Source organism: Pseudodesulfovibrio sp. 5S69 (genome assembly GCF_037094465.1).
In the GTDB taxonomy this organism is placed as follows: Bacteria; Desulfobacterota; Desulfovibrionia; order Desulfovibrionales; family Desulfovibrionaceae; genus Pseudodesulfovibrio; species Pseudodesulfovibrio methanolicus.
This window is the reverse complement of the sequence record NZ_CP146609.1, coordinates 579,376-593,522: the sequence shown is the minus strand read 5'-3', so window position 1 is coordinate 593,522 and position 14,147 is coordinate 579,376. Positions and strand designations below refer to the sequence as shown.

Sequence of the window (14,147 nt, the reverse complement as noted above, 5' to 3'; positions counted from 1 at the left end):
GACAACCGCGCCGGGCGGGTGTAATCACCATGGCCATGCGCACCCATGCGGACCGGCTCCGCCACACCCTGCTCTACGAGCTCTTCGGGCTCCTCCTGTGCACGCCCCTGGCGTCCTGGGCGCTCGGCCGCGACCTGCTGCGCGTGGGCATGCTGTCCGTGTCCATGTCCGCCGCGGCCATGGTCTGCAACTACCTGTTCAATCTGGCCTTCGACCACCTGCTGCTGCGCCTCGGCCGACCCCTGAACGTGCGACCGCCCCGGCTGCGCGCCCTGCACGCCCTCAGCTTCGAGGTCTCCCTGACCCTGCTGACCGTGCCGTTGATCATGTGGTGGCTCGATCTCTCCCTGTGGGCTGCCCTGCTCACCGACCTCGGCTACACCGGCTTCTTCCTGGTCTATACCTATCTCTACAACTGGGCCTACGACGCGGTCTTCCCCATGCCCGCCGCGCCCGCAACCGAAACGGCGGGAGACTAGCCATGTTCGGCGTCCACGACTTCGCCCTCTTCGTCCTGTCCGGCCTGCTCCTGAACATCACCCCGGGCCAGGACGTCTTCTATATCGTCAGCCGGGGCGCCTCCCACGGCTGGAAAATCGGCTCCGTGGCCGCGCTCGGCGTGGGCACCGGCTGCTTCGTCCACGTCTTCGCCGCCGCGCTCGGCCTGTCCGCCATCCTGGCCACCTCGGCCATGGCCTTCACCATGGTCAAATTCGTGGGCGCCGCCTACCTCATCTGGGTCGGCCTGACCATGTGGCGCAAGAACGGCAACGGACACGATACCGACAACGACGAGTTCTTCCGGGTCAACGTGCGCAAAATCTACTCCCAAGGGTTCTGGACCAACGCCCTCAACCCCAAGGTCGCCCTCTTCTTCATGGCCTTCCTGCCCCAGTTCGTGGCCGCCGACGCGCCCAACAAACCGCTCGCCTTCCTCTTCCTCGGCGTGGTCTTCACCCTCAACGGCACCCTGGTCAACCTCGCCTACGCCTGGTCCGCCGCCCGCGTGTCCGCCCGCCTCGGCAAAGGCGGCAACTTCGGCACCTGGGCCAAACGCGCCGCCGGCACCCTGTTCATCGGCCTCGGCATCCGCCTGGCCATGTCCGACCCCGTCGGGTAGACGGCTCGCTCCACACTGATAGTTGGGGGGCCTCCGGCGGCCCCTTCGGGGAGACCAGGGCGCTGCCCTGGACCCGCTTGAGCCGAAGACCTTAAGAATCCCCGGTCTGTCCGATCGGCTGACGTATGGAAACGCCCGTTCTTGGGCTTTCTGCGGTTTGTCGGACAAATTATACGGCGTCCTAGGCTGTCCCCCTTTGGGTCCGTGCTGGACATGCAGACTGCGGCCTTCCCTGTTAGCCGGGAAATGACCTGCCCATGACGCGAATACGCCACACAACAACCGACATGAGACAAATCAGTGTTCGTTTCCCACAGAAAAAAAACCTGAGAATCCCACGGCAATAAGGGTGCCACCACGCAGGCTCATTCGTCCTGCGCATTAAACGGTGGCCGTAGGGGAATTTCGACAACGGCAGATTTCTAGATACCTGTCGTTTGTCCGGCGGGGGTGCTGTGTTTCAGCCTGGCGTTCGGATGTGAAAGTGTGCCGTTTGGAAATGAACGGCAGCGAAGTGTTAGGTGTTACTGCACGTTAGTGCCTGCTTAAGCGTTCATCAGTTCGGACTTCATAACGAACTCACGACGCGCGTCAATACGTTTTACCTCCTTCTGGTTACGGGATTATCCTGTAGATATCCCCCACCAGAAGACGCCGCAAAACCTTCGCGCAAGTTCCGGCGGCACGGTTTCTTCACATCCCGCCGTTTTTCCCGCGAGTATGACACAAGCAGCCGTCACTGCAAGGCCAACCCCTTCGGGCGGGCGCTTCGCGGTCCGGCCTTGCCCCGGCGGCTTTGCTCGCGTCGTCATCCACGCAGGCGACGGCGAGAGGGGTGGCGGGGTCGACTCCGGCTCAAGGGATGGCGGCTTCTCGTCTTCCCGTTTCCATCTCCCTGTTAATGCGGACCAACAAGCTGACGGCATGGACCGTAAAGCGGAGGGAATCATTCGTCGATTTGTCCTTCACTATTCATCCGTTATTTTGTAATGCCTAGTAAATTCTATCGAATTATGGGTGTCGTGGCAGACGGAGGTTTTGGTGTTTCGGATCGCCTTGGGAATATGCCAATTTTTCATCCTGCAATGCTTCGCGTATGCGGCCAACGCCGGGACCGGGACCGTCACCACCCGCGCCTCCTGCGCCATCGTGGGCATGACTCTGGAACAGGCCTCGCACCTAGCCCTACACCGAACCCGGGCTGCGGCTATAGAACAGGCTGTGAGGGTGGTCTCATCAAGCCTGGTCACCGACGGCAAACTGGCTGCCGATTTCATCATAAAATTTTCCCGTGGGTATATCGCCAAGAAAAAAGCGCATTGGCTCGCTTTATCTCAGTACCAAGGTTCATCTGATTCACCCCTCCCATACCGGAATGCGGAGGTTTTTTTATTACCGCCCTGCCCGGAAAAAGGGGAAAGGACTGCAGGGATGAATTCGAGCCGCGCCGGGCCATGCGGTTGAGCGAGTTCTCTACCAGATATTCGCCCCTGGCGGAGCAAATCGACACCGGTTCTCGTGTCGGTGCTTCTACTTATTAGATGTCATTAACCAAGGAATTGCCAGCAATATGATAATCCCAAATCACACGCCGAAGCCGCGATGGGAAACTTTTTACCTGCTTAAAAAAACAATTATTGTGCTGTTGTTTTTGCTGGCGGGTTGCGCACACGGGCTCCCTGACCGCTTTACGGATGCGGATTTTTCCCCGCAGACGGCACAAATATTGCCTGAATGTGATCTTTCCTTTGCCTCGCTAAATGGGAAAAAGGTCTCTCTTGATGTCACCTATGCGCATGACGGGACCTTCACAATTGAAGATTACGATTTGGGGAATAAGAAAAAAGTATCTGCAGCATTCAAGGAATCAGGTGCCTTAAAAAAATATTTACTACAATTAATTAAAGAAAATGGAATGACGGTTGTTCGCCCGTCAACAAACGAGGATATGCACTTGGCGCTGCATATCAAAAAAGCTGCCTGTATTCTTGAGGAGGCAAATGCAGATATTGCACAAGGGCTTACTGTTTCCAACAAGGCCGATGCGAGATGGGGAGTCATAGTGGAGGCAAACCTTTCCATTAATAACAAGCCTGACATCCCATTCCGACGAATTATCGTTTTTAGAAAATCAATTGCTGCAGACCAAAAAATAATCTATTTGCTTTTTACGATGCATGGAAACTTTGAATCAACTTTAACTTGTGATGCTGAATATTTGGATAAAACTCCCATTGCACATGTTGCTGCTGATTTTAAGCAGGTAGTAACATCGGTAGTGATTCCCATCATCGATACTGATGCTGCCGGACAAATCGTCGTATACAACCCACGCACTGGTGCTGTGGATAAAACCATTACTCCAGAAACGCCTTTTGGACAGCCCCTTTTGGATTGTATCGGAGTTTGCCGTAAGGGAAATCAGATGCCACAGAACGTGCTGTACTACACTACCCCGCGGGGGTATATGACCGTATTGGCCAAGGACCTCATTGGATTCGTGTTTGAAGAAATGGTAAAATACAGCGTAGGGAGTTAGCCGTGCCAAAAATGCTTTTTGCCGTGATCGCCATTTTGATTCTTTCCTGCTGTGGAGGTTGTTCCGCCCGTGGCTCTTACTCTGCAAAGCAAAAGGTCACGGATTTGACAGAGGAGTATAACAAGAAAGTCGCTCAGAGATTTGCCACGCAAAGCCCGCAAGCCGCGCCGAGCCACGCCGAAACAACGGCTGTGACACAGCCCGCCCCCGTGCAAACGCCGCAACGGGAAGTTGTGACGGTTGCCGTAAAAAGACGCCCCAATGCCATCGGTGTGATCATTGGGAATAAAGATTACGCCCGCTACAACAACGGTATCCCGGATGTTTCCTATGCCCAAAGGGACGCTCAAGCCGTGAGGGATATGTTCATATACCGGCTGGGCATCGACAAAGACAATATCATCTACGTGGAAGACGCCACCCAAGCAGCACTTTTTGCAATTTTCGGGACAAAGAAAAATTACAAGGGCAAACTCTACAACTGGGTCAAACCGCACCAGTCAGAGGTCTTTGTCTACTACTCCGGGCATGGTGCCCCCAGCATCAGCGGGAAAAACGCGTATCTGGTCCCTGTGGACTCCTCGACCAGCTACCTTGCGGAAACGGGGTACCCGCTCGATACGCTTTACGCCAACATCGCAAAACTCCCGTCCGTGGATAATGTCGTCATCATCGACTCTTGTTTCAGCGGCGACTCGCCCAGCGGGATGCTCTTCAAAAACGTCTCTCCTGCGCTTCTCAAGGAGGCATCGCACGTGGAGCGAATCCAGCGCTCATGCGTCATCAGCAGCACTTCCGTGGGCGAACTGAGTAACTGGTACCCGGCGAAAGAGCACAGTCTGTTTACCTACTATTTGCTGGAGGCCATGAGCGGAAAGGCCGATACCAATAATGATCACAAAATCACCGTTGCCGAGATCAAGAAATATGTTGATGGCGAAGTCCCTTACAAGGCCAGACGGTTAAGCGGACGAGAGCAGCATCCCGTCTTCGTCGTTGACAATGACAACAGGGTTTTGGTCGCTCCGGCTAAGTAGGACAACCATGTTAGACTGGGAGGATTTGCTCTCGGCGGGGAAGCGTCCTCACCATCAAACTGCCCCCGTTGTCCTTGTCTTGACGGAGGGCAAAGGAGTCGGTCAATTCTGATATAGGCAGGACACCTCGACAAGGAATAGACACACGAAATCAAGAAGTTGCCGAGCCGCCGAATCGAGTCGTCTCTTCGGCACCATGAATGTCCTTGTTAATCTCATTAAATAAATTGACAACTTTTGTTGTTTTTACTGTAATTGCATAGAATAATGCATTGTTTTTTTTGGCCACCCTGTGTGAAAGAATGTGTGATTTCCCAGCCAAAATCACCACAATTTTCTGAATATCACCATAAAGCACCAAAAAGGTAATCCCCTGCCTTGATTTTTAATCAAGGCAGGGGGCGGCTTTCCTGAAACGTGGTGGGACTTTTAAGAATCCCATGTTCGCTTCGCTCAGGGCCGTGCGGACGCGGAAGGCCGCGACAAGAACGCCTTCCGCCGTGCCGGTGTGCGATTTTGGACAGAAAAAACGGTTGAAACGGCGAGCTTCTTCGCGAAAAGAGGCGCGCCGTTTTTTCTGCCCGAAATCGCGGGGTTTTGTTTTTTTGGAAAGAAAATAGCGCAAAAAAACTGCCGGCTCTCACCCCGTACCAAAACACCGCAAAACCGTTCTTTCGCGTCCGCAACACCTCGTCTGCGGCGTTGGCAACCGTCCCGAAGGGTTCGCGCCGGACGGTCACGGGCCTCGGAGGGCCGCCCGGCGCGAACCCTTCGGGACACCGCATTCCCGCACACCGCCAACACCACCGAACAAAAGCCGCACCCCCACAACACAATCTCTCTTCCACCGCGCCCGCACGCCACTGCCGAAGGCACCCAAAAAGTTTTGGAGGGTCCAGGGAACCTTTTTCAAAAGGTTCCCTGGCGGGGTCCGGGGCAGCGCCCCGGCCGTCGGAGACGCCCGCCCGGCGAGGGCCCGCCGGAGGCACTCATCCCCCGCCCCGCCTAGCTCGCGCCTTCCCTGTCCATGCTTCGGTAGTTGATGGCTTCGGCCAGGTGGTCGGGCCCGATGGTTTGGGCCTCAGCGAGGTCGGCGATGGTCCGGCTGATGCGCAAGATGCGGGTGTAGGCGCGAGCGGACAGGCCGAGGGTTTCAACGGCCTGTCGCAGGAAGCGGTGTTCGGCCTCGCCCAGGGCGCAGAACTCCTCCAGGGCGGCGCCGTCGAGTTCGGCGTTGAGGGAGAAGTGGCGGGCTTGGAAGCGTTCGGCCTGGATGCGCCGGGCGTTGAGGATGCGGGCGCGCATGGTGGCGGAGTCCATTTCGGAGCGGGTCTGACGCAGGTCCTCGTAGGGCACGGCGGGCACGTCCACGTGCAGATCGATGCGGTCGAGGAGCGGGCCGGAGATCTTGTTGCGGTAGCGCTGCACGGCCAGCGGCGAGCAGGAGCAGGGGTGGGTCTCGTCGGACAGGTAACCGCACGGGCAGGGATTCATGGCGGCCACAAGCATGACGTCGGCCGGGTATTTGAGGGTCATGAGCGAGCGCGAGATAGACACCTCGCCGTCTTCGAGCGGCTGGCGCAGGACTTCGAGCACGGATTTCTTGAACTCGGGCATTTCATCGAGGAAGAGCACGCCGCGATGGGCGAGCGAGGTCTCGCCGGGCTGGGGGTAGCGTCCGCCGCCGACCAGGCCGACGTCGGAGATGGTGTGGTGCGGGGTGCGGAACGGGCGGGTGACCATGAGGGCCTGGTCAACGGGCAGCAGCCCTGCCACGGAGTAGATCTTGGTCACTTCCAGGGCCTCGTCGAAGGACAGCGGCGGCAGGACCGTGGGGATGCGCTTGGCGAGCATGGTCTTGCCCGAGCCGGGGGGGCCGATGAAGAGCAGGTTGTGGCCGCCGGCCGCGGCGATCTCGATGGCCCGCTTGGCGTGTTCCTGGCCCTTGACCTCGCCGAAGTCGACGAGGTGGGTGGTCCGTTCGTTCCACAGGGTGTCGATGTCCACACGGGCGGGGTCGATGGCGTCCTCGCCCAGGAGCATGCGCACCACTTGGCCGAGGTCGGCGGCCCCGATGACTTCGAGGTCTCCGGCCACCGCGCCTTCGCGGGCGTTGGCCTCGGGCACGATGATGCCGTGGCCGCCCTGTTCGCGCGCGGCCAGGGCCAGCGGCAGGACGCCGGGCACGGCTTTGAGGTCGCCGCTCAGGGACAACTCCCCGGCCAGGAACCAGCCGTCCACGGCCCGCTGGTCGATGACGCCCATGGCGGTGAGGATGCCGATGGCCAGGGGCAGGTCGTAGCCGCTGCCCGCCTTGCGCACGTCGGCCGGGGCCAGGTTCACGGTGATCCGGGCGGGCGGGACCTTGAAACCGCAGTTTTTGAGTGCGGAGAAGACGCGCTCCTTGGACTCGCGCACCGCGCCCTCGGCCAGGCCGACCATGGTGAAGGCGGGCATGCCGGAGCGCGAGAAGTCGACTTCGAGCTGGACCTTGAAGGCATCGATGCCCATGAGGGCGGCGCAGGAGATGGTGGCGATCACGATTTCATCCGTGGGGACAATGGGTTGACGCGGGTTGCTGAGACAACGTGTACACGGATATGCAACCGCCTGTAAACTCCTGTTTATTTGGTATACCCCGATTTACTCGGATGAGGGATCACGCTATGGACGTGAATTCTCGAATCAATACGGGGGAGGACCCGATGACCGTTACCGCCGAGGACACGAATGAACTCTTCCTGGCCAAGCTTTCGCTGCCGGTGCGCAAGTGCATGGCGAACACGGCCAGGGAGTGCGCCGGGAACGTGGCCGGGGTCCTGTCCCTGGACGCGAAGGAGACCTACCGGGTCAAGCTGGCCGTGGACGAGGCCTTCTGCAACGCGGTGGAGCACTTTGCCGGGTCGGCGGACGACGAGCGCATCCACCTGGAGTTCTCGGTCCGGGAGCGGGGCATACCCTTCGACCACGCCAAGGCCGAGCGGTTCACGCCCGGCGACCCGGACAGCGCGGACAAGCCGGGGCTGGGCTCCCTGCTCATGCAGCAGGCCATGGATTCGGTGGAGCTGTTCGTGCACGGACGCGAAGGCAAGGAGGTCCGGCTGACCCGGAAGATCGGATACGGCGCCCTGCCCCCGGAGCTGGTGAAGACCGGTCCCGCCTTGCGCGGCAAGAGGCGGATCACGGTCCGGGAGCCGGTGGTCCGGCTGGCCCGCGAGGACGAGCTGGCCGAAATCTGCCGTCTGGCCTGGCGCTGCTACGGCTTCACTCAGGAAGATTTCCTCTATGATATCGACATGTTGTCTAAAAAAGTGCGAGCCGGGGAGTTCAAGTCTGTGGTCGGATCGGACCCTGAGAGCGGAGCCCTTATCGGCCACGCCGGGCTCAAGTACCACAATCCGGCGGTCAAGGTGCCGGAGCTGGGCCTGGCCTTCGTGGACCCGGCCTATCGCTCGCCCGGCCTGGCCCCGAAGATGGTCAGGCTGCTCTTCGACATGGCCCGGTCCCAGGGCGACCGGGGCATCTTCGACTGCTCGGTGACCACACACATCTATTCGCAGAAGGGACTGCAGGAGGAGATGGGCTGCCGCCCGTGCTGCGTGATGTTGGGCATCGCCGCCTCGGGCATGCAGGCCAAGGAGCTGGCTACCTCCCGGCAGGAGAAGGGCTCGGTGGTCAACCACTACTTCCCCTTTGACCGCAGCCCCGCCACCGTGTACCTGCCCGAACGCCACCGGGCCATGGCCGGAGACATCTACGGCTGGATGGACCTGCCCCGCACGTTCGGCGAGCCGGACGAGGGGCCGCTGTCGGGCGAATCCAAAGTGAGCGTCTTCCCCCTGCCCGACGAGCTCAACGTGGCCTTCATCGAAGTCGGAGCCATCGGTGCGGACACGGTCCGCGAGATCGCTGACGGGCTGCGCGAATGCCGCAACCGGCGCATGGACGCGGTTTACGCCTTCCTGCCCGCAGGGGTTGCGGCCTCGCCGCAGGTGGTCGAGGCATGCGAAGGCATGGGCTTCTTCTTTGCCGGGCTCATGCCCCACATCCACGAAGGCCAGGACCGCATCCTCCTGCAATACATCGATATCCTCCTCGATCTGGAAGCCGTACGGGTGTACGGAGACATGACCCGGAAGCTGTTCGGCTACATCCGGGCCGAACAGAAGCGGGTCGCCGCTCCGTAGCCTTACCCGCCGGTCCGGCCGGCCGTCCGCACCGGACCGCCTCGCAGACGATTCCCGAAAATAATTGCCCGTTGTGTCGGTACGTCCCAATTATAGTGTCGTTCGATCATGAATACGCATCGCAAAGGAGCACCCTATGGGTATCCGTTCGAAACTATTTCTGCCCCTGCTGGGTATGGCCTTGGTCATGCTCGTCGGCGGGTATCTCACGCTGAAATCCCAGTTCACCGACCTGGAGGACTCCTTCGTCTCCCTGATCATGCGGGGCAAGATCGAGGACGTGCAGCAGTCCATCACCCAGATTTCGGAGAGCGCCCTGCAGCAGGCCGCCCTGTTCAGCCGCATGCCCGCTGTGGTCGAGGCGTACGCCAAGGCCAACCAGGGCGACATAAACAACGAGGCCGACCCCGTGCTGCAGACCGCCAGGGAGCAACTGCGCACCTCGCTCGCGCCCGTTCTCAAGGGCTACAAGGAGAACGTGGGCAAGGATTTCCAGCTCCATTTCCACCTGCCCACGGCCCGCAGCCTGCTGCGCACCTGGCGCAAGAAGCAGGCCAAAAAGAACGGCCAGTGGGTGGACATCTCGGACGACCTGTCCGGGTTCCGCAATACGGTCATCGACGTGAACCGGACCCACAAGCCGGTCCTGGGCATCGAACCGGGCCGGGGCGGGTTCACCATCCGGGGGCTGGCCCCGGTGACCGCGCCCGACGGCGCGCACCTCGGGTCCGTGGAGGTGCTTCTCGGCTTCGACAACATCCTCAAGACCATGGAGGCGTCGGGCACGATCAAGGCCCTGCTGTACATGGACGCCAAGCTGCTGCCCGTGACCACCCGGTTGCAGGACCCGGCCAAGAACCCGGTCAAGGACGACAGGTTCGTGCTCATCTACGGCCAGAAGAACGCCGCGGCCAGGGAGCTGGCCTCGTCCACCCTGCTGGACCGGGGCATGAAGTCCTCCCTGGTGGAAGTCAGCGGCCATGACGGCGTGGCCGCCTTCCCGGTCAAGGATTACCGGGGCGAGCCCATCGGGGCCATCGTCCTGTCCATGGACATCTCCGGCCAGCAGGCCATGATGTCCGCCGTGGCCTGGATGATCGGCATCGGGCTGCTCATCGTCGTGGTCGTGCCCATCGTGATCATCTTCTGGGTGGTGGAATACTCGGTGAAGCGGCCCATCCAGCAGTGCGCCGAGCTGGCCTCGGACATCGCCCAGGGCAACCTGGAGAGCCGGACCTGCAAGATGCGTTCGGACGAGATGGGCATCATCCTGGAGGGCATGTGCGACATGAACGCCCACCTGGCCGACACCATCAGCCATATCCGGGACATCTCCGGCGAGGTGGCCGAGGGGTGCAGCGAGCTCTCCATGGCCAGCGACAACCTGTCCCAGGGGGCCAATCGGCAGGCCGCCGGGATCGAGGAGATCGCCGCCAGCCTGGAAGAGATGTCCGGCTCCATCCGGCAGACCGCGGACATCGCGGCCAAGACCGAGACCACCGCGACCAAGGCTTCGCGCGACGCCGAGACCGGCGGCCAGGCCGTGGCCCGCACCGTGGAGGCCATGAAGAAGATCGCGGACGAGATCGGGATCATCGAGGAGATCGCCCGCCAGACCAACCTCCTGGCCCTGAACGCGGCCATCGAGGCGGCCCGCGCGGGCGAGGCGGGCAAGGGGTTCGCCGTGGTCGCGGCCGAGGTGCGCAAGCTGGCCGAGCGCAGCGGCACGGCGGCGGCGGGCATCAGCGAACTATCGTCAAGCAGCGTGGCCGTGGCCGAGGAAGCCGGGGAACTGCTCAAGCGCATGGTCCCGGATATCAAGAACACGGCCGAACTGATCCAGGAGATATCCGCCGCCGCCAGCGAGCAGAGCCAGGGCATCGAACAGGTCTCCAAGGGCATTCAGGATTCCGAATCCGTGGTTCAGCAGAACGCCTCCACGGCCGAGGAGGTGGCGGCCACCGCTGCCAGCCTGTCCGACAGTTCCAAGAGCCTCCACGAGGCCATCGGCCACTTCAAGCTGGGCGACAAGGACGACGGCCTGGAACGGTACTAGCCCGGCCCGGAACGCAATCGGCCCCCCGTGCAAAATCTCGCGCGGGGGCCTTTTCATGGCCCGTGGAATGAACCGACGGCCGCGACCCGCCGACCCGGCAGCCGCCAAACGCCGCCGCTCCCCGGCCTCCGCCGGCCGGCCGGTGCGCCCCGCATACAATCCTGGATTCCCGGCCCGTTCCCTGTTAAAACCAAGCCGCAAAGACATCCATGGAGGACACATGCGCACCCGATTGCTTGCCCTGACCCTCGCCCTGTTGCTGGCCGCTTCCCTGGCCGCCTGCTCCGCCAAGGACGAGGCCGTCCAACAGCCCGTCCCGGACCAGGCCGCCGCGACACAGGAAGCCCCTGCCGCCGACGCGACAACGTCCGCGTCCACGCACACCATCAAGGAGGAGATCCCGGACGGCCCGGTGGGCAAGGTGCTCTTGAAGGACGGCACCACCCTGAAGATCGAAGCCCTGAAAAAACTGGGCGGCGACTACTGGATCTACGTCTCCGGCAAGCTCAACGGCCGCTCCTCCACGGTCGTCAGCCTGACTCGCTTCCGCGACCTGATGAACTGGAAATCCATCTCCTTCAAGGACCCGCACACCTTCACCATCACCAACGCCCACGGCAAGGAATGGGTCTTCCAGGACGCCAACCTCTACCTGGGCGACGGCAAGTCCGGCAACTACGCCTTCTACGTCCTCGACGACCGCCTCGACAAGGTCCTGACCGAGGTCCCGAAGAACGAGGTGATCAGCATCGCCTTCGGTACCAAGTAGCTCCGTCCGCACCGGAGCCCAGGCCCGTCCCGCGTCCCGGCGACGGCGGCGCAACTCGCCCTCCCGTCTTGACGTCTAGATGTTTTCTAGATAATAGACCGGTAAGTTTCGTTCCTTGATTTTCCTTGTTTTACAAGGGTGACGATTGGTGACGATTATCACACAGGGAGGACAGGTGATCCGACTCGCGTTTGGCTCCGTACCCCGGAAAGTGGTTGTCAGACTTGGCAAAACGAACACGCTCCCCCTTACCCGAAACACTCGCCCGAGGGCGGTTTCCTGCATCTGGGACACCCGGTTCCGGCACAGGCCCCGCCGGCTGGCCCTGGCCACCCGGAACACTCCTCCCCAAACCCCGAGGATGAACAGCTATCATGGCAGATACCTATACACATAAGGATTTGGCCGGTCTCTGCGGCGTCTCCGAAACCACCATCAAGAGCTACCGCCGCAAGTTCCCCGGCTTCATCCCGGTACTCACCCGGGGCAAGCCCATCCGCTTCAGGTCCGAGGCGGGCGAGGTCTGCCTCAAGATCCGCGACTGCTTCGCCAAAGGGCTGTCCGTGAACGAGACCCACAAGGTCTTAAAGGAACACTTCAAGGAAGAGCCGTCCGCCCGGCAGCGCCGCGCGCCCGCGGCAGCGCCCGCCGACGCTCCGGCCCAGTCCGCCGCACCGGCCGGGGTCTCCGCGGAGTATCTCGAAAAATTCTTCACCACCGCCGGGCAGATGATGCAGGGCATGGCCGGGCTGGCCACGGCCCAGGCCAAGGCCGAGCAGCGACTGCGCAAGGTCGAATCCGCCCTGGAAAAGCTGCTTGAGATCGAGGCCGAGAACAAGGCCCTGTTCGCGCGGCTCCTGGACCGCCCGGCCGGTGGCGCGGCCGCCTCGCCGGTCGAGCCCGCCCCCGCACCCGAGCCCGCCGCAGAGCCCGAACCCGAACCCAGGCCCGAGCCGCGCATGCGGGCGCGCCGGATCGTCAACGTGCGCGGCCCCGAGGGCGACGTGGCCTCCTACGCCCTGGAGCGGGACGCGCCTCCGGCCGGAGAGCGCCCCTCGGACGACTTCCTGAACACGCCCATCGTCATCCACAACGACCAGGGCGAGTTCCTCGGCGTGCCCGGCAGGCTGCCCCTGGCCGGGTTCGTCTCCATCCTGCTCAACGAGGCCGACGAGATCGCCGCCCGGTGGATCCGCCAGGGCGAGGCCTGGGTCTTCAGCATGGCCGCGCCCGGCGGCGAAACCCACGCCCTGCACTTCGTCTCCACCACCACCCCGCGCGGCAACCTCGTGGTCCTGCTCAAACAGCTCGACATCAACGGCGCACCCACCTCGCCCCAGTTCCTCCAGGAGTTCTTCCGCCAGGTGAAGGACAAGGCGTAGGCCCCACCCGCCTCCGGCAACAACAAAGGCCCCCGCTCGAGCGGGGGCCTTTGTTCATTCGTGGGTCCGAGGACTACTCGCTCATGTGCAGGTACTGCGTCTTGAGCGCGGCCATTTCACCCTTGAGGATCATCTGGTCCATCATGAAGTCGACCGTGTCCTGGAGCCGCTCGGCCGAGGCGGGCATGAGATAGCCCAGCTCGGCGCGGGTGAACGGGTCCCCGGCCAGCGGGGCCGCCAGCTTGGGGTCGGTGGCCGCGTAGTACAGGGCCTCCACGCTGTCGGTGATCATCACGTCCACCTTCTTGGCGGCCACGGCGGGGGGGATGGCCAGATTGGACTCGAACACGACCACGTCCGCATTCTTGATGTTCGCCTTGACGAATTTCTCGTTAGTGCCGCCGGGGTTCACGCCGATGCGCACGCCCTTCTGGTCCACGTCGGCCAGGGACGCGAACCGGGCCGCGTCGTCCCTGTTGACCAGGATGGTCTTGCCGAACATGACGTAGCCCTGGGAGAAGCGGGCCTCCTTCTGGCGGGCGATGGTCCGGGTGATGCCGCTCATCCCGAGGTCGTACTTGTCAGCCTTGAGATCGGCCATCAGGGTCTTCCAGGTGGTCTTGACCAGGTCGAGCTTCAGGCCGAGCTGGTCGGCGAAGCTCCGGGCCACGGCGATGTCGAAGCCCTCGTAGGTGCCGTTGTTGTCGAAGGAAAACGGCTTGTAGTCCCCGGTGGTGCCCACGCGGAGCGTGCCGCTGGCCACGATCTCGTCAAAGCTGCGGGCCTGGCCGTCGGTAACGGATAAAACGATCATGAAACACACCAGCAAAGCGCAATACAGTTTGGACATGGGAAAGCTCTCCTCAATTGATGGAATGCAGAACATATGTGAAATCGCCGGGCCCCCGCGCGGAGGACGGACGGCAACGTATAGGGCCTTTTACAACAACCGGCACGGGCTGGCAAAAGGAACCGACGCCTTCCCGCCCAAAAACATACCCCCATGCCGCAATGGACTTCGCGGAAACGGATGTGTATTCGTGATCGGGAACACTGC

General features: G+C 61.7%; 12 protein-coding genes. 8 read left to right on the top strand and 4 right to left on the bottom strand.

Annotation, left to right across the window (positions count from 1 at the left end; all coding sequences use genetic code 11):
* The first annotated feature begins 29 nt into the window (after window positions 1–29).
* The 4 genes from V8V93_RS02795 (at window position 30) to V8V93_RS02780 (ending at window position 4,696) form a co-directional block, all read left to right on the top strand.
* Complete coding sequence (locus V8V93_RS02795; protein ID WP_338668852.1) at window positions 30–479, top strand: PACE efflux transporter; 450 nt, start codon at window positions 30–32, stop codon at window positions 477–479.
* A 2-nt stretch (window positions 480–481) separates the two neighbouring features.
* Complete coding sequence (locus V8V93_RS02790; RefSeq protein WP_338668851.1) at window positions 482–1,120, top strand: LysE family translocator; 639 nt, start codon at window positions 482–484, stop codon at window positions 1,118–1,120.
* A gap of 1,570 nt (window positions 1,121–2,690) precedes the next feature.
* Complete coding sequence (locus V8V93_RS02785; protein ID WP_338668850.1) at window positions 2,691–3,659, top strand: hypothetical protein; 969 nt, start codon at window positions 2,691–2,693, stop codon at window positions 3,657–3,659.
* 11 nt (window positions 3,660–3,670) lie between these two features.
* The gene (locus V8V93_RS02780) at window positions 3,671–4,696 is read left to right on the top strand and encodes a caspase family protein (protein WP_338670224.1); all 1,026 of its coding nucleotides are present in this window, start codon (window positions 3,671–3,673) and stop codon (window positions 4,694–4,696) included.
* 151 nt (window positions 4,697–4,847) lie between these two features.
* On the opposite strand, the gene V8V93_RS02775 is transcribed toward V8V93_RS02780, so the two are convergent.
* From V8V93_RS02775 to V8V93_RS02765, 3 genes are all read right to left on the bottom strand, one after another.
* A complete protein-coding gene (locus V8V93_RS02775) occupies window positions 4,848–5,054 on the bottom strand; it encodes a hypothetical protein (RefSeq protein ID WP_338668849.1) in 207 nt (68 codons plus the stop codon).
* Between the two features lie 27 nt (window positions 5,055–5,081).
* On the bottom strand, window positions 5,082–5,321 hold the full coding sequence (locus tag V8V93_RS02770; protein ID WP_338668848.1) for a hypothetical protein: 240 nt from the start codon (window positions 5,319–5,321) through the stop codon (window positions 5,082–5,084).
* A gap of 380 nt (window positions 5,322–5,701) precedes the next feature.
* A complete protein-coding gene (locus tag V8V93_RS02765; protein ID WP_338668847.1) occupies window positions 5,702–7,237 on the bottom strand; it encodes a YifB family Mg chelatase-like AAA ATPase in 1,536 nt (511 codons plus the stop codon).
* Between the two features lie 164 nt (window positions 7,238–7,401).
* Here V8V93_RS02765 and V8V93_RS02760 point away from each other — a divergent pair, with 164 nt between their 5' ends.
* The 4 genes from V8V93_RS02760 (at window position 7,402) to V8V93_RS02745 (ending at window position 13,090) form a co-directional block, all read left to right on the top strand.
* Window positions 7,402–8,883: a GNAT family N-acetyltransferase gene (locus V8V93_RS02760; protein ID WP_338668846.1), complete on the top strand. Its 1,482-nt coding sequence runs from the start codon at window positions 7,402–7,404 to the stop codon at window positions 8,881–8,883.
* Between the two features lie 136 nt (window positions 8,884–9,019).
* On the top strand, window positions 9,020–10,939 hold the full coding sequence (locus V8V93_RS02755) for a methyl-accepting chemotaxis protein (RefSeq protein WP_338668845.1): 1,920 nt from the start codon (window positions 9,020–9,022) through the stop codon (window positions 10,937–10,939).
* Between the two features lie 220 nt (window positions 10,940–11,159).
* Window positions 11,160–11,708 carry a hypothetical protein gene (locus tag V8V93_RS02750; RefSeq protein WP_338668844.1) on the top strand — a complete coding sequence of 183 codons (549 nt, stop codon included), beginning with the start codon at window positions 11,160–11,162 and terminating at the stop codon, window positions 11,706–11,708.
* Between the two features lie 374 nt (window positions 11,709–12,082).
* Entirely contained in the window at window positions 12,083–13,090 is a 1,008-nt protein-coding gene (locus tag V8V93_RS02745) for a MerR family transcriptional regulator (protein WP_338668843.1), read from the top strand.
* A gap of 73 nt (window positions 13,091–13,163) precedes the next feature.
* On the opposite strand, the gene V8V93_RS02740 is transcribed toward V8V93_RS02745, so the two are convergent.
* On the bottom strand, window positions 13,164–13,940 hold the full coding sequence (locus tag V8V93_RS02740) for a transporter substrate-binding domain-containing protein (protein WP_338668842.1): 777 nt from the start codon (window positions 13,938–13,940) through the stop codon (window positions 13,164–13,166).
* Window positions 13,941–14,147 lie beyond the last annotated feature (207 nt).